Origin of the sequence: Paracoccus zhejiangensis (genome assembly GCF_002847445.1) — a bacterium.
Lineage (GTDB): Bacteria > Pseudomonadota > Alphaproteobacteria > Rhodobacterales > Rhodobacteraceae > Paracoccus > Paracoccus zhejiangensis.
The window spans coordinates 1003483-1025783 of record NZ_CP025430.1 but is presented as its reverse complement, the minus strand read 5'-3'; the positions used below and the strand labels follow the sequence as shown (position 1 = coordinate 1025783).

The window sequence follows — 22301 nt, the reverse complement described above, 5'->3', positions numbered from 1 at the left end:
CCGGAGGACGCCATGGCCCAGAGAGACCCGAACCGCCAAGCGATGCGCAAGGCGCATAATGCCGACGAGACCGCGGCCATCACCGCGCTGATCGCGGATTATGGCCCCGATGCCGCCGCCCGCGCCCGCATCGACGCCACCACCGCCGCGCTGGTCCGCGACATCCGTGCCGGTGACGATCCGGGGCTGATGGAAGTGTTTCTGGCCGAATATGGCCTTTCCACCGACGAGGGCGTGGCGCTGATGTGCCTGGCCGAGGCGCTGTTGCGTGTGCCCGATGCCGAGACCATGGATGAGTTGATCGAGGACAAGATCGCGCCCTCGGAATGGGGGCAGCATCTGGGCAAGTCGGCCTCGTCGCTGGTCAATGCCTCGACCTGGGCCCTGATGCTGACCGGCAAGGTGCTGCGCGGCAATGAAAGCCCGGGGATCGCCGGGCATCTCAGGAACGCGGTGAAACGATTGGGCGAGCCGGTCATCCGCACCGCGGTTCACCGCGCCATGCGCGAGATGGGCCAGCAATTCGTGCTGGGCGAGACGGTCAAGGACGCGATCCGGCGCGGGCGCGAGCGGGTCGGCAAGGGCTTTACCTACAGCTATGACATGCTGGGCGAGGCGGCGCGGACCGAGGCCGATGCCCGCGCCTATACAGCCGCCTACGAGGGCGCGATCGCGGCGCTGGCGGCGCAGGCGAAAAGCGATGACATCCGCGCCAATCCCGGCATCTCGATCAAGCTCTCGGCGCTGCATCCTCGCTACGAGGAGGGTCAGCGCGACCGGGTGATGGCAGAACTGGTGCCGATCGTGCTGCGCCTCGCCCGCGCCGCCAAGGCCGCCAATATGGGCCTGAACATCGACGCGGAAGAGGCCGACCGGCTGGACCTGTCGCTGGACGTGATCGAGGCTGTGCTGTCGGACCCCTCGCTGGCGGGCTGGGACGGGTTTGGCGTCGTCGTGCAGGCCTATGGCAAGCGCGCGCCCCATGTCATCGACTGGCTCGAGGCGCTGGCCGAGCGGCTGGACCGGCGGATCATGGTGCGGCTGGTGAAGGGCGCCTACTGGGATACCGAGATCAAGCGCGCGCAGGTCGAGGGGCTGGAGGGTTTCCCGGTCTGGACCCACAAGACCGCGACCGATGTGGCCTGGATCTGCTCGGCCCGCAAGCTCTTGGCCAGCCCCCGCATCTATCCGCAATTTGCCACCCACAACGCCCATTCGGCGGCGGCGGTGCTGGAACTGGCGGGCGAGGACAAGGACTGGGAATTCCAGCGCCTGCACGGCATGGGCGAGGCGCTGCATGACCTGCTGCACGACCGCTATGGCACGCGCTGCCGCATCTATGCCCCGGTCGGCGCGCATGAGGACCTGCTGGCCTACCTGGTGCGGCGGCTGCTGGAGAACGGCGCGAATTCCAGTTTCGTCAACCGCATCGTCGATACCGACGTGCCGCCCGAAGAGGTGGCACCCGATCCCTTCATCGAATGGCAGAAGGTGGCGGGCCAGCCGGCGCGGGGCGTTCGCGCGCCGCAGGCGCTGTTCGGCAGCCGGCTGAACTCGCGCGGCTTCGACCTGCGCGATCCCGAGACGCTGGCGATGATCGATGCCGAGCGGGGGAAATGGGCGGATCATCACTGGCAGGGCGGGCCGCTGCTGGCCGTTGCGGGTGACGATGCCGCGCGGGTCGGCGAGGATGTGGTGAACCCGGCGCGTCCGGGGGACCACGTGGGCCGGATCGCGTTGTCATCCGACGCGGATATTGCCGGCGCGCTTGGCGCGGCGGCGATCTGGGACGCAGCGCCCGAGACCCGCGCCGAGGTGCTGAACCGCGCCGCCGATCTTTACGAGGCGCATTACGCCGAGCTTTTCGCGCTGATCGCCCGCGAGGCCGGCAAGTCGCTGGCCGATTGCGTGGCCGAACTGCGCGAGGCGGTGGATTTCCTGCGCTATTACGCGGGCTTCGCCACGGCTGACGCGCCGCGCGGGGTGATCACCTGCATCTCGCCCTGGAATTTTCCGCTGGCAATCTTCACCGGCCAGATCGCGGCGGCACTGGCCGCCGGCAATGGCGTGCTGGCGAAGCCGGCCGAGACCACCAGCCTGATCGCCTGGCGGGCCACCCAGCTGCTGCACGAGGCCGGGGTGCCGGCCCATGCGCTGCAACTGCTGCCCGGACCGGGGCGGCAGGTCGGCACCGCGCTTTCCAGCGATCCGCGTGTGGCGGGCGTCTGCTTCACCGGTAGCCTGCCCACGGCGCAGGCGATCAACCGGGCGATGGCGGAAAACCTTGCCCCCGATGCGCCACTGATCGCGGAAACCGGCGGGCTGAACGCGATGGTGGTGGATTCGACCGCGCTGCCCGAACAGGCGGTGCACGACATCCTGGCCAGCGCCTTCCAGTCGGCGGGGCAGCGCTGCTCGGCGCTGCGCATCCTCTATGTGCAGGAGGACGTGGCCGACAAGGTGCTGACCATGCTGCATGGCGCCATGGACGAGCTGCGCATGGGCGATCCCTGGCATCTGGAAACCGATGTCGGCCCGGTGATTTCGGCCGGTGCAAGGAAGGGCATCGACGATCACGTCTCGGCCGCGCGCAGCGACGGGCGCATCCTGCACCGGCTGAAGCCGCCCTCGCGCGGGCATTTCGTGCCGCCGGTGACCATCCGCGTCAGCGGCATCGAGGCCATCGAGAAAGAGATCTTCGGCCCGGTCCTGCATGTCGCCCGCTTCAAGGCCGAGGATCTGGACCGGGTGATCGCCGCCATCAACGGTTCGGGCTACGGGCTGACCTTTGGCCTTCATACCCGCATCGATGACCGGGTCGAGCATATCGACCGGCATATCCATGTCGGGAACCTCTATGTGAACCGCAACCAGATCGGCGCCATCGTCGGCAGCCAGCCCTTCGGTGGCGAGGGCCTGTCGGGCACCGGTCCCAAGGCCGGCGGGCCGCATTACGTGCCGCGCTTCCGGGCGGCGGGGCATCGGCACGTGGCCGATGACCGGCCCGAGGCCGATAGCGAGTTGGTGCGGGATCAGTTGAAGCGCGCGAAGACCGATATCGACACCCCGCGCGAGACCACGCTGCTGCCCGGACCCACCGGCGAATCGAACCGGCTGACCAGCCATGCGCGCGGCACGGTCCTGTGCCTTGGCCCCGACACGGGCGCGCAGGCCGCCATCGCGGCGGCAGCGGGCTGTGCGGCGGTCGAGGTGACGGGTCGGCTTTTGCCCGGCGCATTGTCCAGCCTCGGCGGCATGGCGGTTGTCGCCTATGACGGGTCCGAGGAGATGGCGCGGGCCTATCGCATCGCCCTGGCCGGGCGGGCGGGGCCGATCATCCCCTTGGCGGGCAGCGCGGAACTGGCCGGATATGCGGTGCTGGAACGGCATCTTTGCGTCGATACCACCGCCTCGGGGGGCAATGCCTCGCTGCTGGCCGCAGCCGAGTAGGGCGGTATCACCCAAGACCCGAGCGGCACCCGGCAAATCCGGGGTGCCGCGAAAAAATCATTTGCCCTGAAATGCTTGTCCGCAGGCACGGATACAGGATCTGTGCACATAAAATCAGCTGTTGCGCATTTCCGCGCACTTGCCTGCCCCTTGAACGGTGACAGGTCGCGCGCTACGTTGGGTCCAAGTTGATATCGGAGGGCGTGCCAATGACGCCCAGGCGTCCCGCGGGTGCGGACGCGTTCCCGAAGCTGAAACCGGTTGAGCCGACCGTCACCCGCCAGTCCGAGGAAGGGCCGCTTTATGCGGCACTGGACCTTGGAACCAATTCGTGCCGGATGCTGATTGCGCGGCCGCGCGGCAATCAGTTTCAGGTCATCGACAGCTTCTCGAAACCCGTCCAGCTTGGGCAGGGTCTCGAGGCGTCTGGTCGTCTGTCGCGCAGTTCCATGGCGCGGACGGTGCATGCGCTGCAGGTTTGCCGGCGCAAGCTCGAAACCCATAACGTCGTGAACATGCGTCTGGTTGCAACCGAGGCCTGCCGCCGCGCGCGCAATTCCCGCGACTTCATGCGCAAGATCCAGCGCGAGACCGGCCTGCCGGTCGAGATCATTGAGGCCGAGGAAGAAGCCCGGCTGGCGGTGATCTCCTGTGCGCCGCTGGTCAACCTCGCGACCGAGCAGTTGCTGGTGGTCGATATCGGCGGCGGCTCGACCGAGCTTGTCTGGATCGATCTCGAGGATGTCGAGCCGACCGAACGGGCGCGGGCGATCATGCGGCTGGGGGACGGGTTCCGCAATCCGCAGCCGGGTGGCGCGCGGGTCGTGGACTGGATCAGCGTGCCGCTTGGCGTGGCGACGCTGCGCGACCAGTTCGCCGATGTCGAGGACGATCAGGGCCGCTTCGCGCTGATGAGCTGGTATTTCGAGGAGATGCTGGCCGATTTCGCCCCCTATGCGAACGGCTCGCCCGAGGAGAATTTCCAGATCATCGGCACCTCGGGCACCGTCACCACGGTCGCGGCCAGCCATCTGGGGCTGCGCCGTTACGACCGAACCAAGGTTGACGGGCTGACCATGACAAGCGATCAGATCGACAAGGTGATTCACTCTTACCTCACACTTGGCCCCGAGGGCCGCCGCGCCGATCCGCGCATCGGGCGGGAACGGCACGCGCTGATCATGTCGGGCGCGGCGATCCTGCAGACGCTGATGCGGGTCTGGCCGACCAGCCGGTTGTCGGTGGCGGACCGGGGATTGCGCGAAGGTCTGCTCTATTCGCAGATGGTGAAGGATGGGGTGCTGACGCCCGAAGGATTGAACGGAGTGGCGTGATGGCCAAGGGTACCGGCGCGGGCAGCGCCAAGGGCAATACCAGCGGGCGCGGGCAGCGCGACCTGAAGGTGCGGGTGAAGACCGCCAAGGGCCGCAAGATGTCCAGCAAGCTGTGGCTGGAACGGCAATTGAACGATCCCTATGTCGCCCGCGCCAAGCGCGAGGGCTATCGCGGCCGCGCGGCCTACAAGATCCTCGAACTGGACGACAAGTACCGCTTCCTGGTGCCCGGCGCCCGGGTGGTCGATCTGGGCTGCGCGCCCGGTGGCTGGTGTCAGGTCGCCGTGGCGCGGGTGAATGCGCTTGGCGAGAAGGGTGGCAAATCCGTCGGCCGGGTGCTGGGCGTTGACCTGCAAGAGGTCGATGCCATTGCCGGGGCCGAGATCCATGTGCTGGACTTCCTCGAGGAAGGCGCCGACCAGAAGGTCAAGGACTGGCTCGGCGGTCGCGCCGATGTGGTCATGTCGGACATGGCCGCAGCCTCGAGCGGTCACAAGAACACCGACCATTTGCGCATCGTGGCGCTGGTCGAGGCGGCGGCGGCCTTTGCCTTCGACGTGCTGGAACCGGGCGGCACCTTCGTCGCCAAGGTGCTGGCGGGCGGGGCCGAGCTCGAGATGCAGACCATGCTGAAGAAGAACTTCACCAAGGTCGCCAATGTGAAGCCGCCGGCAAGCCGCAGCGATTCATCCGAGAAATTCGTGGTGGCGCAGGGGTTCCGCGGGCGTCCCGACGAGACTGCGGAAGACGCCGACGGCGACCTATAGCCGGATCGCCGTTTCCTCCTTGGCGGTGCGGATCACCACCATGGTAAAGAAGCGCGCCACGTTCGTATCGTCGCGAAACAGCCGCTCGCAGAGCGCGTCGAATTCCTCCATGTCCTTGAGGCGCAGGATCAGCACCACGTCGGTCTGGCTGGTCACGGCATAGGCCTGCGCCACCGCTTCCTCTCTCGTCGCCAGCGCCAGAAAGCGCGCCTGCTGCTGTTCGCCGTGGCGCTGCAACTCCACCGTCACGATGGCCTTCAGCACTCGCCCCGCCTTGGCCGGGTTCAGGATCGCCACCACCCGCTCGATCACGCCCGAACCACGCAGCCGCCGCACCCGACGCAGGCAGCTCGAGGGCGACAGCCCGACCTCGTCGGCCAGATCGGCATTGGTCCGCGCGGCGTCGCGCTGCATCAGGTTCAGGATCTTGCGGTCGAGGCGGTCCATGGGCGGCGTTCCGGTGACAGACATCTTTGCAATATTATTGCACGAAACTGCAATCTTTGACCACAACCGTCATCGCAGCCATGGCACAGGATGAAAAAAGATCAACGGATTCCTCCCATGACGATTCTCGACCATATCACTCGCAAGACCCTGTCCTACCTGCAGCTTTACTGGATGCTGGTGCGCCTGATCCTGCCCATCGCGCTGATCACCGAGGCGCTGTCGCGCATGGGCGTGATCAAGGCCATCGCCCCGGCCTTCGGCCCGGTCATGGCGCTTTATGACCTGCCGCCGGAACTGGGGCTGGCCTGGCTGACCGGGCTGCTGATCGGCATCTGGGGGGCGATCCCGCTGATCTTCGCGCTGGTTCCGGTCAGCGAACTGACCGTGGCCGATGTCACCATCCTCTCGTCGCTGCTCCTCTTCGCCCATGCCCTGCCGATCGAGCAGGGCATCCTGCGCCAGACCGGTGCGCGGTTGATGGCGACGGTGCTGATCCGGGTGGGCGGCGGCATGATCTATGCAATGATCCTGCACCAGCTAAGCAGTGCGACCGGCTGGATGCAGGCCCCGGTCTCGGCGGTCTGGACGCCGATGGCGGGGACCGAGGGCTGGACCAGCTTCCTGATCGGGCTGGCCGAGACCATGGGCTGGATGCTCATCGTGCTGCTGGCGCTCTGCTGGGCGATCGAGATCCTGCGCCTCACCGGCGTCATGGACCTGCTCAACCGCCTCGTCGATCCGGTGCTGCGGCTGGCGGGGATCAGCGGCGAGGCGCGGCAATTCGCGGTGATCGGCGCGCTGCTGGGCATTTCCTATGGCGGCGGCATGATGATCCGCGAGGCGCAAAGCGGGCTGATCCCGCCGCGCCAGATCTTTGCCGCCTGCGTGTTCATGGGCTTTTCCCATGCGATCATCGAGGACACGGCCATCGTCATGGCCATCGGTGCCGACGGGTTGGCGGTGGGTCTTGGCCGGATGATCTTCGCCATCGCCGCCACGGCGCTGGTGGTGCGTGTGCTGAACCGGGTGCCGGATCGGCTGTTCTACCAGTGGTTCTTCGTGCCGGGTGGCAGGGTCACGGACGGCCCGTCGGGTCAGCCCCAGGGCGACGTGGCCTAATCCGCGCCGCGAAAGCTGTCGGGCAGGCGCCCGGTGGCGGTGACGAAGGCCCGGCTCAGATGCGCGAGGCTGGAATAACCCAGCATCCGCGCGATCCGGGCCGGGCTTTCGCTGGTGTCGCGCAGCATCTGCACCGCCCGCGCAAGGCGCAGGTCGTGGACCAGGTCCACCGCCCGCTTGCCATGCCGGTGCTGGCAGGCCGCATCCAGCTCGGCGGTGGTCACGCCAAGCGTGTCGGCCAGATCGGCGATGGTGCTGCCATCGGCCAGACGGGTCTGGGCCAGCGCCACGAAACGCTCGGCCAGCGGCAGGTCGGGATCATGGCCCGGGCTGGCCTGCACCCGGCGGGCCACGGGTTCCAGCCGCGCCAGCCGCAGCGCCAGAAGCGACAACTGGCAGGCGATGGCGGCGCGCGCATCGGGGCTGGTCCGCCGTGCCTCCTGCGCCAGCTCCTGCAGCATCAGCCGGGGCGCCGGGTCGTCATGGTCCAGCCGCCCGCCAAGCGCGCGCTCGGGCAGGGGATGGGAGAGGTCGCGGGTCAGCTCGGGCGCGATCAGCAGCACCTCGCCCGCGCAATCGACCAGGGGCAGCGCGGCAAAGGCGGTGCCGCAGGGAATATAGAACAGGCTGTCCGGCCCCAGCGCCTGACGGCTGCGCGGGAAATCCAGTTGCAGCGTGCCGCGCGTCACACGGATCAGCACATGCTCGCCCCGCGTCCGCGGCAGCGGCATGGCGGCGCGGCTGCCCCAGACGAAACCGGCCAGCGGCAGCAGCCTGAGCCGGGGTTGAGGCCGTGCGCGGCTGCCGATCTGAGCCAGCGGTCTGCGCGCAAGGGACGGCGAGTTTTCGCCCATAAATTCGCCGGTGCCGTCGTCGATATAGCCCGCATTCACCCCCGCACCGGCCAGCCGCCACGGCTCGGTTGCACTAACAGGGGTTGCAGAACCAGCCTGCGGTATCCCCTTGAAGCGACTGGGGGTAAACGGAAAACCGGAATTCGCGAGGCGACGACCTTCGGCCGACATGGACAGAACTCCGCACAGCAAGACACTATAGGCGAATTATTGCCTATAGCGCATGAGATGTAAAAGAGTTCCGCAGTTTTTGTGCACAGCCTGCCGGAAAGGGCAGTTCTGCCACAGGCCCGGCAGCGTCAGCCGACGGGCAGCGGCTGCCATGCCTTCATCCGACTGCGAAACCAGATGCGCTGAGACTTGGCATATTGCCGGGTGGCGATCACCGCGCGTTCGCGCGCCTCGTCGAGGGTCAACTCGCCCCGCAGGTGGGCGATCAACTCGGGCGCGCCGATGGCCCGCGCCCATTGCGCGGTGGGCTGCCAGCCGGGCAAAACCGCGCGCGCCTCGTCCAACGCCCCCTGGTCCAGCATCAGGTCGAAGCGGCGGGCGATTCGTTCGACCAGCCAGTCCCGGTCGGCCATCAGCACGACCCGCGTCGCCTGATCCGGGCCGATCAGCGGCGGCGGCGTCTCGGCCTGCCAGTCCGCCAGCCCGCGCCCGGTATTTTCCAGAACTTCCCAGGCCCGCTGGACGCGGGCCGGGTTCAGCACATCGATCTTGCCGCGCGTGGTCGGATCGAGGTCTGCGACCATCTGCCCCAGCCCCTCGGGTTCGGCAAGCCGCCGGTCGCCCTCGGCCCGAATCTCGGGCGGGGTTGGCGGCACATAGGCGAGACCCTCGGTCAGCGCCGTCAGATAAAGCCCGGTGCCGCCCACGATGATCAGCCGCTGGCTACCCAGTGCCGTCACGTCAGACAGCCAGTCACCGACCGAATAGCTACGCCCCGGCGCGACGTGGCCGTAAAGTGCATGGGGCAGGGCGGCTTCCTCGGCCGCCGAGGGCCGCGCCGTCAGCACCCGCCAGCAGGACCAGACCTGCAGCGCATCGGCATTCACGATCAGTCCGCCCTGCGCGCGGGCGACCTGCATGGCCAGCGCCGACTTGCCGCTGGCGGTGGGACCGGCGATCAGCAGGTGACGGTCGCGGGGAATTGTCGTCAGATCGTGCTCGGGCATGGTTTGGCTGTGGTTGAACCTGAACCGCTTTTGCGACATTTTGCGCGGCAATGAAACCGACAGGGGGCCCATGCCGTGACCGAGACCGAAGGGGCCAAGCCCAAAAGCTATGACCGCGTGATGCTGAAGATATCGGGCGAGGCGCTGATGGGCGATCAGGGCTATGGCCTGCATCCGCCCACCGTGGCCCGCATCGCCGACGAGGTTGATTCGGTTCACAAGCTGGGCGTCGAAATCTGCATGGTCATCGGTGGCGGCAACATCTTCCGTGGGCTGCAGGGCTCGGCCCAGGGGATGGAGCGGACCACCGCCGACTACATGGGGATGCTGGCCACGGTGATGAACGCGCTGGCCATGCAATCGGCGCTGGAGGCCAAGGGCATCCATTGCCGCGTCATCAGCGCCATCCGCATGGACGAGGTGGCCGAGCCCTATATCCGCCGCCGCGCCGTGCGCCACCTGGAAAAGAAGCGCGTGATCATCTTCGCCGCCGGCACCGGCAACCCCTATTTCACTACCGACACGGCGGCGACGCTGCGGGCCTCGGAAATGAACTGCGAGGCGATCTTCAAGGGCACCAAGGTCGATGGCGTCTATGACAAGGACCCGGTGAAATTCCCCGATGCCAAGCGTTACGAGACCGTCAGCTATGACGAGGTGCTGCAGAAGCACCTTGGCGTGATGGATGCCTCGGCGATTGCACTGGCGCGCGACAACGACCTGCCGATCATCGTCTTCTCGCTGGACGAGCCGGGCGGGTTCAAGGGCATTCTCGAAGGTCGCGGAACCTATACGCGCGTCCACGGTTAAGCCTCGAGACGGGCAGGGGGCCGACTGTCGCAGGGGCCGGTGAAACCTGCCGCGCTGCAGCTAGTCCCCTTTGCCTCCGGGCCGCTTTGCGGTTACAAGCTGAGAAAACCAAGACGACAGGCAAGGCGAGATGGCAGAAGAGTTCGAAGTCGATACCGATGATCTGGAACGGCGGATGAAGGGCGCGATGGACAGCCTGCGCCACGAGTTCGGCACCCTGCGCACCGGCCGCGCCTCGGCCAGCATGGTCGAGCCGGTCATGGTCGACGCCTATGGCAGCCCGACGCCCATCAACCAGATCGGCACGATCAACGTCCCCGAGCCGCGCATGGTCACCATCAACATCTGGGACAAGGGTCTGGTCAGCCGCGCCGAGAAGGCCATCCGCGACAGCGGGCTGGGCATCAACCCGCAGACCAACGGCACCATCATCATGCTGCCGATCCCCGAGCTGAACGAGGAACGCCGGCGCGAGCTGACCAAGGTCGCGGCTCAATATGCCGAGAACGCCCGGGTCGCCATCCGCAACGTGCGCCGCGACGGCATGGACCAGATCAAGAAGGGCAAGACCGCCGGCATGTCCGAGGATGACCAGAAATTCTGGGAAACCGAGGTTCAAGAGCTGACCAACAAGATGATCGCCGCCGTCGATGGCGCGCTCGAGGCCAAGCAGGCCGAGATCATGCAGGTCTGAGCGGATGGTTGCGGAAACCGCCAAGATCGACGCCGCGAGCGGCGCAGGGGGCGGCCAACCGCCGCGCCATGTCGCCATCATCATGGACGGCAATGGCCGTTGGGCCACCGAGCGCGGCTGGCCGCGACTGGTCGGCCATCGTCGTGGCGCCGAGCGGGTGAAGCAGATCGTCCGCGCCTGCCCCGATATCGGGGTGAACTGGCTGACCATCTATGCCTTCTCGACCGAGAACTGGAAGCGCTCCTCCGAGGAAGTGCTGGGCCTGATGAAGATCTTCCGCCGCTACATCCAGCGCGAGGCCGACGGGCTGTCCGCCGAGGGTGTGCGGATGCGCTTCATCGGCGCGCGCGAGCGGCTGGACCCCAAGCTGCAAAGCCTGATGGCCGGGATCGAGGCGCGCACCGCCGGGAATACGCGGCTGAACCTGACCGTGGCGATCAATTACGGCGGCCGCGACGAATTGCTGCGCGCTTCGAACCGTCTGGCCGAGAAGATCGCCTTGGGCCATCTGACCGGGCCGGCCACCGAGGCCGATCTGCAGGATTGCCTTGATACGGCCGGCCATCCCGACCCGGACCTGGTGATCCGCACCTCGGGCGAGACCCGCACCTCGAATTTCCTGCCCTGGCAGGCGGCCTATGCCGAATACGAGTTCAGCCAGACGCTCTGGCCGGATTTCACCCCCGATCATCTGGCCGAGATCCTGGACCGCTTCGGCCTGCGCAAGCGGCGCTTCGGAGGGGTATGACAGGCGGTTCACAATCCGGCCGATGGTCCGACCTCGGGCGGCGGATCACCTCTGCCCTGATCCTTCTGGGGATCGGTCTGGCGCTGGCGCTGTCGACCGGGGTGATGCTGCGGCTGTTCATGGCCACCTTCATCGGGCTGACCTTCTGGGAACTGGCCAACATGACCGGCTGGCGCTATCCGGCGATGCACGAGATGCCCTTTGGCCGCGCCCGCCCGATGGTGCTGGCGCTGCTGGCCGGGATCTCGCTTTTCCTCTCGCTGATGGTCGGCAGCTATTGGGGCCTCTTGTACCTGGCGCTGCCGCTGATCGCCGGGTTGCCCGGGGCGATTTCCCGTGACCGGGTGACCTATGCGGTCTTTGGCGTCGCGATCCTGCTGGTCGGCTATGGGCTGGTCATCATGCGCGAGGGCTATGGGCTGGCCTTCGTCATCTGGCTGATGGGCGTGGTCTTCCTGTCTGATATCCTTGGCTATTTCGCCGGCAAGTTCTTTGGCGGCCCCAAGTTCTGGCCGCGTCTCAGCCCCAAGAAGACCTGGTCCGGCACCGTGGCGGGCTGGGTCGGCGCGGTGGCGCTTGGGCTGATCCTCTGGCTCAGCGGCCATGGCGATCCGGCGCTGATCTGGATCTCTCCGCTGGTGGCCTTTGCCGGGCAGATGGGCGACATCGCCGAAAGCTGGCTGAAGCGGCGGGCGGGGGTCAAGGACAGTTCCAACCTGATCCCCGGTCACGGCGGATTCATGGACCGCTTCGACGCGGTCTCTGGCGCGGTGCTGGCGGTGCTGTTCATCAGCATCCTCACCCATATCCCGGTTCTGGTGTTCTGATCCCATGCGTAGCGTTTCGATTTTCGGTGTCACCGGCTCGGTCGGCGAAAGCGGCTTTGACCTCCTGATGCGGGCGGGCGGGCCGGCGGCCTTCCGCACCGTGGCCCTGACCGGCGGGCGCAATATCGCACGGCTGGCCGAAATGGCGCGCGCGCTCGGGGCCGAGATTGCCGTAACCGCGCACGAGGACGAGTTGCCGGCCCTGCGCGCCGCACTGGCGGGCTCGGGTGTCGAGGCTGCTGCCGGGACACGGGCGCTGATCGAGGCGGCGGGCCGTCCAGCCGACTGGACGCTGTCGGCCATCGTTGGCTCGGCCGGTCTCGCGCCGGGCATGGCCGCGCTGCGGAGGGGTGGCACGCTTGCCCTCGCCAACAAGGAATCGCTGGTCTGTGCCGGCACCCTGCTGCGCCAGACGGCGGCCGAGGCCGAGGCCCGCATCCTGCCGGTCGATTCAGAACATTCTGCGATTTTTCAATCCCTTGGCAACTCGAATCTCGAAAATGTCGAGCAAGTGACCATCACTGCCTCGGGCGGCGCCTTCCGCGACTGGCCGCTGGAGCGGCTGGCGGCGGCGACGGTGGCCGAGGCCTCAACCCATCCCAACTGGCAGATGGGCCAAAGGATCACCATCGACAGCGCAAGCATGTTCAACAAGGCGATGGAGGTCATTGAAACGCATGAATTCTTTGACCTTCCTGCCGAGAAGATCAGGGTGCTGGTTCACCCGGAATCGATCCTGCACGCCATGGTCACCCACAAGGATGGCGGCACCATCGCGCATCTGGGACCGCCCGACATGCGCCATGCCATCGGCTATGCGCTGAACTGGCCCGAGCGCCAGCCGCTGCCCTTGCCGGTGCTGGATCTCGCTGCGCTTGGCAGCCTGAATTTCCGCCATCCCGACGAGATCCGCTGGCCGGCCCTGCGGCTGGCGCGCGAGGTGATCGCGGCGGGCGGTGCGGCGGGGGCGGTGTTCAATGCCGCCAAGGAACAGGCGCTGGATGATTTCATCGCCGGGCGCATCCGCTTCACCGAAATGGCCCCTCGGGTCGAGGCCACTCTGGACCTGATGGCCCGAGAGCCCCATTTCAGCCGGGAACCGGGCGACCTGCCCACCGTCCTTGACTGGGACAGCAGAGCACGAAAGGCCGCCGCCGCATGACCGACCTGATCCCGCAATTCGGCAGCACGCTTTACACGCTGCTGGCTTTCATCGTGGCGCTGTCGATCATCGTGGCGGTGCACGAGTTCGGCCATTACATCGTCGGCCGCTGGTCCGGCATCAAGGCCGAGGTGTTTTCCATCGGTTTCGGCCCGCAGATCTTCTCGCGCCGCGACCGGCACGGGACGCTGTGGCAGGTCGCGGCGCTGCCGCTTGGCGGCTATGTCCGGTTCATGGGCGACGAGAACGCCGCCAGTGCCGGGCCGGGTCGCCGCGTCGATCCGGCCTTGCAGCGGCAAACGCTGTCGGGTGCGCCGCTCTGGGCGCGTTTCGCCACGCTGCTGGCCGGGCCGGTGTTCAACTTCATCCTGTCGATCCTGATCTTCGCCGGCTTCGCCATGATCGTCGGCCTGCCGCGCGACCAGGTGGTGATCGGCGAGATCGCGCCTTCGCCGCCCGAGGTGGTGAACGAGTTGATGCCGGGCGACCAGGTTCTGGCCATTGGCGGGGTGCCGGTGGCGGGCTGGGCCGACATGCGCAAGGTCATCGAGACCGTGCCGCCCGCCGCGTCGCAGGAATGGCGGGTGCAACGCGGCAATGACGAGTTGACTGTCCCCGGCCCCGATCCGATGCCGCCGCGCGTTTCGGGGGTCGGCGCGCGCAGTGCCGCCGCCGATGCCGGCCTGCGCCCCGATGACGTGATCCTGTCGGTGGACGGGGTGCGGGTCGACCGCTTTGACCAGATCGCGCCCAAGGTGGCGGCAGCCGAGGGTAATCCGCTGGTCCTGAAAGTCTGGCGCGAGGGCGAGGAGGTCACGGATTATACCGTCGCCGCCAAGCAGCAGGACCTGCCGGCAGCCGAGGGCGGCTATGAACGGCGCTGGCTGGTGGGCATCACCGGCGGCGACGGCTATTTCACCCCCGAGACCCGCACGGCCGGCCCGCTCGAGGCGCTGTGGCTAGGGATCGACCGCACCTGGTCGGTCATCACCATGTCACTGTCGGGGCTCTGGGCGATGATCTCGGGGCAGATCGACAGTTGCAACCTGGGCGGCGCGATTTCCATTGCCCAGACCACCGGACAGGCGGCCAGCGCCGGTGGCGCAAGCTTCATCACCTGGATCGCCTTCCTGTCGGCGGCCATCGGTTTCCTGAACCTGCTGCCCATCCCGGTGCTCGATGGCGGGCATCTGATGTTCTACAGCTACGAGGCTGTAACGGGCCGCCCGCCTTCGGACCGGGCCCTGAATCTCCTGACCGCCATCGGCTTTGCCGCCGTCATCGGCTTGATGATTTTCGGCCTCACCAACGATCTTTTCTGCCCCTGAACGCGACTGCGGTTTTGACAGCCGCCGCGAAACGGGGTTACAGCATGAACCAACAAAAGAAAGTGCCGCCGAAGCGGCGCGAGCAGGCTTGATATCAGAGGGGCGGCTATGACACGCAAACTGGGGACGCGCGCGGTTGCGCTGATGACGGCACTGGCGATCGCGGCACCGGCAGCCATGGTGGCCACGCCCGCCTCGGCCTTTGCCTTCAACGATGTGCGGATCGAGGGGGCCGAGCGGATCGAGGCGGCCACCATCCTCAGCTTCGCCAATATCGCGCGCGGGCAGGAGGTGCCCGGGGGCGACCTGAACGAAGCGCTGCAGCGGTTGCAGAATTCCGGCCTGTTCGAAAGCGTCGAGGTGATCCCGCAGGGCAGCACGCTGGTCATCCGGGTCAGCGAATACCCGACGATCAACCAGATCAGCATCGAGGGCAACAAGCGCATCAATGACGAGGACCTGCAGGCGGTGATCCAGTCGCAGGCCCGCCGCGTTTACCAGCCCTCGACGGCCTTGTCCGATGCCACCGCCATCGCCCAGGCCTATGCCGCCCGGGGCCGTCTGGCCGCGCGGGTCGATCCGCGCATCATCCGCCGAGACGGTAACCGCGTCGACCTGGTCTTCGAGGTCAGCGAAGGCGATGTCACCGAGATCGAGCGCATCGGCTTTACCGGCAACCGCGCGTTTTCCGACCGCCGCCTGCGGCAGGTGCTGGAGACCAAGCAGGCCGGCATCCTGCGCACCTTCATCCAGGCCGATACCTTCGTGCCCGAACGTATCCCCTTCGACGAACAACTGCTGACCGATTTCTACCGCTCGCGCGGCTATGCCGATTTCAAGGTGCAGGCCGTCGCGCCCGAGATCGTGCGCGAACGCGACGCCTTCTACGTCACCTTCAACATCCAGGAAGGTCCGCAATACCGCTTTGGCACGGTCGATACGGTCTCGGAAATTCCGGGCGTTGATGCCTCGGCCTTCTCGGCGCAGAACCGGGTGCGGCGCGGGGCAGTCTACAACCCCGCCGCCATCGACAACACCATCCGCCGGATGGAAACCGTCGCCATCGAGCAGGGGCTGGACTTCGTCAATATCGAGCCGCGCGTGACCCGCAATCCCGGCTCGCGCACGCTGGACCTGACCTTTGCCCTGACCCGTGGCCCGCGCGTCTTCGTCGAGCGCATCGACATCGAGGGGAACACCACCACGCTTGACCGCGTCATCCGGCGCCAGTTCCGCACCGTCGAGGGTGACCCGTTCAACCCGCGCGAGATCCGCAACTCGGCCGAGCGCATCCGCGCGCTTGGTTATTTCTCGGATGCCCAGGTCGAGACCCGCCAGGGCAGCAGCGAGCAGCAGGTGATCGTCGATGTGAACGTCGAGGAACAGCCCACCGGCTCGCTGTCCTTCGGTGCCAGCTACGGCCAGAACGCGGGCGTCGGCTTCAACGCCGCGCTGAACGAGCGCAACTTCCTTGGACGCGGGCAAGAGGTCGGCGTGGCCGTCTCGACCGCCGATGGCGACCGCCAGGCCGAGGTGAACTTCGTCGAACCCTATCTTCTGGGCCGCGACCTGCGCTGGCGCTTCTCGGGCGGCTATGCCGAGACCGAGCAGCTGAACTCGAAATACGACACGCGCTCGGCCTTCATTGGCACCGGCCTGCAATTCCCGGTCTCGCAGAACGGCCGGCTGGAAGTGCGTTACCGCCTCAGCCGCGACACCATCTTCAACGTGGCCGACGGTATTCCCGACGATGACGAGGCGGTCGAACCCCGCAGCTCGTCGCTGATCATCGATGACGAGGGCGCCCGGACGACCTCGGCGCTCGGCTATGTCTACAGCTATGACAGCCGCATCACCGGGCTGAACCCGCTGACCGGCTACAAGCTGAACTTCAGCCAGGATTTCGCCGGGCTGGGTGGCGATACCAAGAACGTCAAGACCGCGCTGCTGGCCGGCGTCGAAAGCCGCGCCTGGCGCGAAGAGGTCACGCTGCGGGCCGAGTTCGAGGCCGGCGCCATCCTCAGCTATGACGACAGCGATACCCGTATCATCGACCGCTATCGCAACGGCACCAAGATCCGTGGCTTCGAGCCGAACGGCATCGGTCCGCGCGATCTGCGCGCCGAGAACGAGGACGCGCTGGGGGGCAACTATTTCTGGGTCGCCCGCGCCGAGGCGCAGTTCCCGCTTGGCCTGCCCGAGGAATACGGCATCTCGGGCGGTCTCTTCGCCGATGTCGGCTCGGTCTGGGGGCTGGACAACACCACCGCCTATACCCCGGCCGGTGACGCCTACGAGATCGATGACGGCATGAAGGTCCGTGCCTCGGTCGGTGCCTCGCTGTTCTGGACCACGCCGATCGGACCCTTGCGGTTCAACTTCTCGCACGCGGTCAAGCAGGAAGACTACGACGAGGAACAGAACTTCGACCTGACCATCTCGACCCGGTTCTGATGACCGTAAACCGGCTTGCCCTGACGCTTGCACTGGCCCTGGTCGCAGGGCCAGCGCCGGCGCAGGAGGCGCCGCCATTGCCGGTCACCGGGGGCACAGCGGCCGAGCCGGCACCGGCCCCGGCGTCACCGCGCACTCCGATCATCGTCCCGGTGCAGGCGCAATCGGGCGCGGTCGTCACCGTCGATCAGGACCGGCTTTTTGCCGGGTCTGCCTGGGGGCGCCGGCTACAGGCGGAATTCGAGCAGGCAGGCGTCGAACTGACCGCCGAGAACGAGCGGCTTGCCACGCAACTGTCGGACGAGGAAGCGCAGTTGACCCAGCAGCGTGCGACACTTGACCCGGCAGAATTCCGCAAGCTGGCCGAGGCCTTCGATGCCCGCGCCTCCGAGGTCCGGCGCGAACGCGCGCAGGCCGTGCAGGATCTGAACACCCGCATCGATGCCGAGCAGACGGCCTTCTTCCAGGCGGTGGTGCCGCTGATCGGGCAGCTGATGCAGGAACGCGGTGCGGTGCTGGTCGTCGACCGGCGCACGGTGCTGCTGTCAGCCGATGGGATCGACATCACCAGCGAGTTGATCGCCCGCGTCGATACCGAGTTGGGCGACGGCTCGGATCAGCCCGAGATTTCCCCCGAGGACAACCCGGCCCCCGGAGCGACCCCGGAGCCAACTCCCGAGGCCGTTCCCGATCCCGCCGCAGAGACTGCCCCGGAGGCTGCCCCCGAGGCTGCCCCCGAGGCCGCGACCGGGACCAGCGGCGATTAGGGCAGGCGCGCGATCCGTTCGCTCAGCAGGCGGAACAGCCCGTCGCGGTCGACATGGCGGATATAGAGCGCGTTTTCCGGCCGACCGGTGACGCGCCAGTAATCAGCCACGGTCATGCCAAGGGTGAACTCGCCCTTCAGCTCGATCTCGACATTGATCTGCCGGCCCTCGAACAGTTCGGGCTTCAGCAGCCACGCGACCGTGCAGGGATCATGCAGCGGCGCGCCCTTGCTGCCGTATTTCTCCTTGTCGAACCGCTCGAAGAAGTCGGTCCAGCTTGCGACTGCGGGGCCGCAGCGGTTGGGCAGGGCGCGCATTTCCTCGACCCAGTGCGCCGAGGTCATCGCCTCGTGCGTGGCATCAAGCGGCAGAACCACGATCGGCACGCCCGAGGCAAAGACCTCGGCCGCCGCCTCGGGATCGACATAGATGTTGAACTCGGCTGCCGGGGTTATGTTGCCGACCTCGAAATAGGCGCCGCCCATCAACACGATCTCCTGCACCTTCTCGACGATGTCGGGGGCGCGGCGGAAGGCCTGGGCGATATTGGTCAGGGGGCCGATAGGCACCAGCGTCACCGTGCCGGCAGGCTCGGCCCGCAGCGTGTCGATGATGAACTCGACCCCGTGGCGGTCGCGCAGCGCCATGGTCGGCGCCGGCAACTCGATCCCGTCGAGGCCGGACTTGCCATGCACATGCTCGGCGGTGACCAGCTTGCGCGCCAAGGGCGCATCGCAGCCGGCAAAGACCGGCAGATCGGGACGCCCCGCCAGTTCGCAGATCTTGCGCGCGTTCACCTCGGTCAGCGCCAGCGGCACGTTCCCGGCCACGGCGGTCAGGCCCAGCACCTCCAGCTCGGGGCTGGCCAGCGCCAGCAGGATCGCCACGGCGTCATCCTGTCCGGGATCGGTGTCGATGATGATCTTGCGCGCCATGGGTGGTCTCCTGTCTTTTCGCAGCCTCCATTCCTGCGCCGAACCGCATCCGGGTGCAAGCCCGGCCTGAAGCCGATGAACTTGCGACCAATGGACAGGGGGAAGCCCGGCGCGCTAGTCGTTAGGATGAAGCTTCCTCGGAGTGTGCCAGTGACCCAATTGCCAGCCAGTATCGACGACACCATCACCCTGCTTGCCGGGCAGAACTACATTGCCGGGCGCGATCTGGGGACGGTGGCCTTTCTGGCGCTGAAACTGGGCAAGCCGCTGTTTCTGGAGGGCGAGGCCGGGGTGGGCAAGACCGAGATCGCCCGCGCGCTCTCCTCGGCACTTGGTCGGCGGCTGATCCGGCTGCAATGCTACGAGGGTCTGGATGCCTCGAGCGCCATCTATGAATGGAACTTCGCCGCCCAGATGGTCGCCATCCGCACCGCCGAGGCGGTGGGCCAGACCGATCGCGCGGCGCTGCGGACCGAACTTTTCTCGGACGAGTTCCTGATCCGCCGCCCGCTGCTCGAGGCCTTGGAGCCGCAGCCCGAAGGCCCGCCGGTGCTGCTGATCGACGAGATCGACCGCACCGACGAACCCTTCGAGGCGTTCCTGCTGGAACTGCTGTCGGACTACCAGGTCACTATCCCCGAGCTTGGCACCATCAGGGCCGCCGAGCCGCCCATCGTCATCCTGACCTCGAACCGCACGCGCGAGGTGCATGACGCGCTGAAGCGGCGCTGTCTTTATCACTGGGTCGATTACCCCGGCTTCCAGCGCGAGCTGTCGATCCTGCGCGCCCGGGTGCCAGAGGCGACGGAAAAGCTGTCGGCCGAGATTGTGGCCTTCGTGCAGGGCTTGCGCGGCGAGGACCTGTTCAAGTCGCCGGGCGTGGCCGAAAGCATCGATTGGGCGCGGGCGCTGGTCGCGCTCGATGCGGTGGCGCTGTCGCCGGACCTCATCACCGACACGGTGGGGGCGGTGCTGAAATACCAGGATGACATCGCCAAGATCGCCGGGGCCGAGACCACGCGGCTTCTGGACAAGGCCAAGGCCGAACTGGCCGCAGTCGGGTGAGGGGCGGGCTGATGCCCCAGGCCGATGGCCGGCTGGTCGAGAACATCGTCCATTTCGCCCGCGCGCTGCGCAAGGCCGGGATGAAGCTCGGCACCGCGCAGGTCGAGACCGCCATACGCGCGGTCGAGGCGGCGGGCTTTACCCGGCGGGTCGATTTCTACCACATCCTGCGCGCCACCATGGTCACGCGCGCCGATGATCTGGACCTGTTCCATCAGGTCTTTGCCATGTTCTGGCGCGATCCGCAGTTCCTGGAATCGATGCTGCACATGCTGTCGCCCAAGATGCGCGAGGACAAGCCGCCACCGCCGAAGCCGGCGGCCCATCGCCGCGCGGCGGATGCCCTTGGCGATCTGCCCGAGCGTGATCCCCCCGATCTGCCCGAGCGCGAGGAGATCGAGCGCGATGCGCTCTTGAGCTGGTCCGACAATGCCGTGCTTCGGGCGATGGATTTCGAACAGATGAGCGCGGCGGAACTGGCCGAGGCCGAGGCGGCGATCAGGGGGCTGAGCCTGCCGGTGCCGCCGATCCTGACCCGGCGGATGCGCCCGGACCCGCATGGCGCGCGGCCCGATCCCCGTGCCACCCTGCGCGCTGCCCTGCGCCGGGGTGGCGAGATCGAGCGGATCGCGCGGAAATCACCGCTCAAGCGCCCGCCCGATCTGGTGGCAATCTGCGATATCTCCGGCTCGATGTCGGTCTATTCGCGGCTCTTGATGCGCTTCCTCCATGCCATGGCCCATGCGCCGGTGCGGCGCTGGGGCCGGGTCGATGCCTTCACCTTCGGCACCGGCCTGACCAATGTGACGCGCGCGCTGCAAAAGCCCGATCCCGATGCCGCGCTGGCAGCCATCGGGCATGAGGCGAGCGACTGGCAGGGCGGCACGCGCATCGGTGCGGCGATCGAGCGGTTCAACAAGGACTGGTCGCGCCGGGTGCTGGGGCGCAATGCCGTGGTCCTGCTGATCACCGACGGGTTGGAGCGCGGCGATGCCGACCTGCTGGCCTCGCAGATCCAGCGCCTGTCGCTGTCGTCCCGACGGCTGATCTGGCTCAATCCGCTCTTGCGCTTCGACGGCTTCTCGCCGCGTGCCGCCGGGGTCCGCGCGATCCTGCCACATGTCGACAGCCTGCACGCTTGCCACTCGCTCGACAGCCTCGCCGATCTTGGTCGCGCGCTGGCCGAGCCCGGTCTGCGCGATGTGCTGCTCAGGCAGATGTGAGCCGGTCTCTACGACCAATGGACTGTTTACCGCCAAGTCAAAATCCTTGCGTTGTAGGGGTCTGCCGATAAGCTGAGCGGGCATGGCATGCCCGTTTCCTGAGGAGGAGAGACTGCATGGATATGACTGGCGAATATCGCATTTCCGCCCCCCGCGACGTGGTGTGGCAGGCCCTGAACAGCGCCGATGCGCTGAAGGCCTGCATTCCCGGCTGCGAGGAACTGGCCAAGACCTCGGATACCGGGTTCACCGCCACCGTGGTCCAGAAGATCGGCCCGGTGAAGGCGCGCTTCAACGGCGAGGTGCAGCTGGAAAACATCAATGCCCCCGAAAGCTATACCATCCGCGGCGAGGGTAAGGGCGGGGTGGCGGGATTTGCCAAGGGCGGGGCCGATGTGCATCTGGCCGATGACGGCGGCGAGACCGTGCTGACCTACAAGGTCAATGCCCAGATCGGCGGCAAGCTGGCGGCGCTTGGCAGCCGGCTGATCGAGTCGACCTCGAAGAAGCTGGCGGCGAAATTCTTTGAGAACTTTCAGACCTATCTGAACGACGGCGGGGCAGGGCGCGCGTCCTGACAAACTTGCCGGGCCGGGGTGACAGCCGGCCACACCAAAAAGACCCAGGGAGAACTCCATGACCAAGGTAAGCATGAAGGTGAACGGCAAGGCGGTCAGCCGCGACGTGCCGGATAACACCCTTCTCGTCGAATTCCTGCGCGAGCAGTTGCGCCTGACCGGCACCCATGTCGGCTGTGACACCAGCCAGTGCGGCGCCTGCACCGTTCATGTGAACGGCCGCGCCATCAAGTCCTGCACCCAGCTTGCCGTCTCGCTGGAGGGCGCCGAGGTGACCACCATCGAGGGCATCGCCAATGGCGGCGAACTGCACCCGATGCAGGTGGCGTTCAATGACCATCACGGGCTGCAATGCGGCTTCTGCACGCCGGGCATGATCATGGCCGGGATCGACATGGTGAACCGCTACCAGGCGCAGGGCAAGGACCTGACCGAAGAGGCGATCCGCTTCGAGCTGGAGGGCAATCTCTGCCGCTGCACCGGCTATCATAACATCGTCAAGGCCATCGACGACGCCGCTGGCAAGATGACGGGCATGGCCCGCGCGGCCGAGTGAGG

General features: G+C 66.9%; 20 protein-coding genes. 16 read left to right on the top strand and 4 right to left on the bottom strand.

Features of this window, described 5'->3' with window-relative positions:
- Window positions 1-12: 12 nt before the first annotated feature.
- From putA to CX676_RS05050, 3 genes are all read left to right on the top strand, one after another.
- The gene (gene putA, locus CX676_RS05060) at window positions 13-3450 is read left to right on the top strand and encodes a bifunctional proline dehydrogenase/L-glutamate gamma-semialdehyde dehydrogenase PutA (RefSeq protein ID WP_101754151.1); all 3438 of its coding nucleotides are present in this window, start codon (window positions 13-15) and stop codon (window positions 3448-3450) included.
- A 209-nt stretch (window positions 3451-3659) separates the two neighbouring features.
- Window positions 3660-4784 (top strand): Ppx/GppA phosphatase family protein, encoded by a 1125-nt coding sequence (locus CX676_RS05055; protein ID WP_101751652.1) that lies wholly within the window; start codon window positions 3660-3662, stop codon window positions 4782-4784.
- Window positions 4784-5551 carry an RlmE family RNA methyltransferase gene (locus CX676_RS05050; RefSeq protein WP_101751651.1) on the top strand — a complete coding sequence of 256 codons (768 nt, stop codon included), beginning with the start codon at window positions 4784-4786 and terminating at the stop codon, window positions 5549-5551. The genes CX676_RS05055 and CX676_RS05050 overlap by 1 nt, the downstream gene beginning before the upstream one ends.
- Here CX676_RS05050 and CX676_RS05045 read toward each other — a convergent pair.
- On the bottom strand, window positions 5546-5998 hold the full coding sequence (locus tag CX676_RS05045) for an Lrp/AsnC family transcriptional regulator (protein ID WP_101751650.1): 453 nt from the start codon (window positions 5996-5998) through the stop codon (window positions 5546-5548). The genes CX676_RS05050 and CX676_RS05045 overlap by 6 nt on opposite strands.
- 117 nt (window positions 5999-6115) lie before the next feature.
- On the opposite strand from CX676_RS05045, the gene CX676_RS05040 reads away from it, so the two are divergent.
- Complete coding sequence (locus tag CX676_RS05040) at window positions 6116-7120, top strand: nucleoside recognition domain-containing protein (protein ID WP_101751649.1); 1005 nt, start codon at window positions 6116-6118, stop codon at window positions 7118-7120.
- On the opposite strand, the gene CX676_RS05035 is transcribed toward CX676_RS05040, so the two are convergent.
- Together CX676_RS05035 and miaA are read right to left on the bottom strand one after the other, a co-directional pair.
- Window positions 7117-8013 carry a helix-turn-helix transcriptional regulator gene (locus CX676_RS05035; RefSeq protein WP_101751648.1) on the bottom strand — a complete coding sequence of 299 codons (897 nt, stop codon included), beginning with the start codon at window positions 8011-8013 and terminating at the stop codon, window positions 7117-7119. The genes CX676_RS05040 and CX676_RS05035 overlap by 4 nt on opposite strands.
- A 260-nt stretch (window positions 8014-8273) precedes the next feature.
- Window positions 8274-9152 carry a tRNA (adenosine(37)-N6)-dimethylallyltransferase MiaA gene (gene miaA, locus CX676_RS05030; protein ID WP_101754150.1) on the bottom strand — a complete coding sequence of 293 codons (879 nt, stop codon included), beginning with the start codon at window positions 9150-9152 and terminating at the stop codon, window positions 8274-8276.
- Window positions 9153-9272: 120 nt separating this feature from the next.
- Between miaA and pyrH the strand changes: the two genes are divergently transcribed.
- From pyrH to CX676_RS04990, 8 genes are all read left to right on the top strand, one after another.
- The gene (pyrH, locus tag CX676_RS05025) at window positions 9273-9962 is read left to right on the top strand and encodes a UMP kinase (protein ID WP_232816637.1); all 690 of its coding nucleotides are present in this window, start codon (window positions 9273-9275) and stop codon (window positions 9960-9962) included.
- A 130-nt stretch (window positions 9963-10092) separates the two neighbouring features.
- Complete coding sequence (gene frr, locus CX676_RS05020; RefSeq protein ID WP_101751646.1) at window positions 10093-10656, top strand: ribosome recycling factor; 564 nt, start codon at window positions 10093-10095, stop codon at window positions 10654-10656.
- A 4-nt stretch (window positions 10657-10660) separates the two neighbouring features.
- Window positions 10661-11404, top strand: coding sequence for a polyprenyl diphosphate synthase (uppS, locus tag CX676_RS05015; protein ID WP_101751645.1), 744 nt, complete (start codon window positions 10661-10663; stop codon window positions 11402-11404).
- Window positions 11401-12231, top strand: a complete 831-nt coding sequence (locus CX676_RS05010; RefSeq protein WP_101751644.1) for a phosphatidate cytidylyltransferase — start codon at window positions 11401-11403, stop codon at window positions 12229-12231. The genes uppS and CX676_RS05010 overlap by 4 nt, the downstream gene beginning before the upstream one ends.
- Window positions 12232-12235: 4 nt before the next feature.
- Window positions 12236-13393 carry a 1-deoxy-D-xylulose-5-phosphate reductoisomerase gene (gene dxr / locus CX676_RS05005; protein WP_101751643.1) on the top strand — a complete coding sequence of 386 codons (1158 nt, stop codon included), beginning with the start codon at window positions 12236-12238 and terminating at the stop codon, window positions 13391-13393.
- Window positions 13390-14721, top strand: coding sequence for an RIP metalloprotease RseP (rseP, locus tag CX676_RS05000; RefSeq protein WP_101751642.1), 1332 nt, complete (start codon window positions 13390-13392; stop codon window positions 14719-14721). The genes dxr and rseP overlap by 4 nt, the downstream gene beginning before the upstream one ends.
- A 108-nt stretch (window positions 14722-14829) precedes the next feature.
- Entirely contained in the window at window positions 14830-17175 is a 2346-nt protein-coding gene (gene bamA, locus CX676_RS04995) for an outer membrane protein assembly factor BamA (RefSeq protein WP_101751641.1), read from the top strand.
- Entirely contained in the window at window positions 17175-17942 is a 768-nt protein-coding gene (locus CX676_RS04990; RefSeq protein WP_101751640.1) for an OmpH family outer membrane protein, read from the top strand. The genes bamA and CX676_RS04990 overlap by 1 nt, the downstream gene beginning before the upstream one ends.
- Here the strand turns inward: CX676_RS04990 and CX676_RS04985 are convergent.
- Window positions 17939-18877, bottom strand: a complete 939-nt coding sequence (locus tag CX676_RS04985) for a nucleoside hydrolase (protein WP_101751639.1) — start codon at window positions 18875-18877, stop codon at window positions 17939-17941. The two genes, CX676_RS04990 and CX676_RS04985, sit on opposite strands and share 4 nt — an antisense overlap.
- A 150-nt stretch (window positions 18878-19027) precedes the next feature.
- Between CX676_RS04985 and CX676_RS04980 the strand changes: the two genes are divergently transcribed.
- The 4 genes from CX676_RS04980 (at window position 19028) to CX676_RS04965 (ending at window position 22299) form a co-directional block, all read left to right on the top strand.
- On the top strand, window positions 19028-19942 hold the full coding sequence (locus CX676_RS04980) for an AAA family ATPase (RefSeq protein WP_101751638.1): 915 nt from the start codon (window positions 19028-19030) through the stop codon (window positions 19940-19942).
- An 11-nt stretch (window positions 19943-19953) separates the two neighbouring features.
- Entirely contained in the window at window positions 19954-21165 is a 1212-nt protein-coding gene (locus tag CX676_RS04975; RefSeq protein ID WP_101754149.1) for a vWA domain-containing protein, read from the top strand.
- Window positions 21166-21281: 116 nt separating this feature from the next.
- Window positions 21282-21743: a CoxG family protein gene (locus tag CX676_RS04970; RefSeq protein ID WP_101751637.1), complete on the top strand. Its 462-nt coding sequence runs from the start codon at window positions 21282-21284 to the stop codon at window positions 21741-21743.
- Window positions 21744-21801: 58 nt separating this feature from the next.
- On the top strand, window positions 21802-22299 hold the full coding sequence (locus CX676_RS04965) for a (2Fe-2S)-binding protein (protein WP_101751636.1): 498 nt from the start codon (window positions 21802-21804) through the stop codon (window positions 22297-22299).
- The last annotated feature ends 2 nt before the right edge of the window (window positions 22300-22301 follow it).

Excerpts from the sequence above, each read along its gene's own strand:
- putA (WP_101754151.1), top strand. The coding sequence starts at position 13 with ATGGCCCAGAGAGACCCGAACCGCCAAGCGATGCGCAAGGCGCATAAT.
- CX676_RS05055 (WP_101751652.1), top strand. The coding sequence starts at position 3,660 with ATGACGCCCAGGCGTCCCGCGGGTGCGGACGCGTTCCCGAAGCTGAAA.
- CX676_RS05050 (WP_101751651.1), top strand. The coding sequence starts at position 4,784 with ATGGCCAAGGGTACCGGCGCGGGCAGCGCCAAGGGCAATACCAGCGGG.
- CX676_RS05045 (WP_101751650.1), bottom strand. The coding sequence starts at position 5,998 with ATGGACCGCCTCGACCGCAAGATCCTGAACCTGATGCAGCGCGACGCC.
- CX676_RS05040 (WP_101751649.1), top strand. The coding sequence starts at position 6,116 with ATGACGATTCTCGACCATATCACTCGCAAGACCCTGTCCTACCTGCAG.
- miaA (WP_101754150.1), bottom strand. The coding sequence starts at position 9,152 with ATGCCCGAGCACGATCTGACGACAATTCCCCGCGACCGTCACCTGCTG.
- pyrH (WP_232816637.1), top strand. The coding sequence starts at position 9,273 with ATGCTGAAGATATCGGGCGAGGCGCTGATGGGCGATCAGGGCTATGGC.
- frr (WP_101751646.1), top strand. The coding sequence starts at position 10,093 with ATGGCAGAAGAGTTCGAAGTCGATACCGATGATCTGGAACGGCGGATG.
- uppS (WP_101751645.1), top strand. The coding sequence starts at position 10,661 with ATGGTTGCGGAAACCGCCAAGATCGACGCCGCGAGCGGCGCAGGGGGC.
- CX676_RS05010 (WP_101751644.1), top strand. The coding sequence starts at position 11,401 with ATGACAGGCGGTTCACAATCCGGCCGATGGTCCGACCTCGGGCGGCGG.
- dxr (WP_101751643.1), top strand. The coding sequence starts at position 12,236 with ATGCGTAGCGTTTCGATTTTCGGTGTCACCGGCTCGGTCGGCGAAAGC.
- rseP (WP_101751642.1), top strand. The coding sequence starts at position 13,390 with ATGACCGACCTGATCCCGCAATTCGGCAGCACGCTTTACACGCTGCTG.
- bamA (WP_101751641.1), top strand. The coding sequence starts at position 14,830 with ATGACACGCAAACTGGGGACGCGCGCGGTTGCGCTGATGACGGCACTG.
- CX676_RS04990 (WP_101751640.1), top strand. The coding sequence starts at position 17,175 with ATGACCGTAAACCGGCTTGCCCTGACGCTTGCACTGGCCCTGGTCGCA.
- CX676_RS04985 (WP_101751639.1), bottom strand. The coding sequence starts at position 18,877 with ATGGCGCGCAAGATCATCATCGACACCGATCCCGGACAGGATGACGCC.
- CX676_RS04975 (WP_101754149.1), top strand. The coding sequence starts at position 19,954 with ATGCCCCAGGCCGATGGCCGGCTGGTCGAGAACATCGTCCATTTCGCC.
- CX676_RS04970 (WP_101751637.1), top strand. The coding sequence starts at position 21,282 with ATGGATATGACTGGCGAATATCGCATTTCCGCCCCCCGCGACGTGGTG.
- CX676_RS04965 (WP_101751636.1), top strand. The coding sequence starts at position 21,802 with ATGACCAAGGTAAGCATGAAGGTGAACGGCAAGGCGGTCAGCCGCGAC.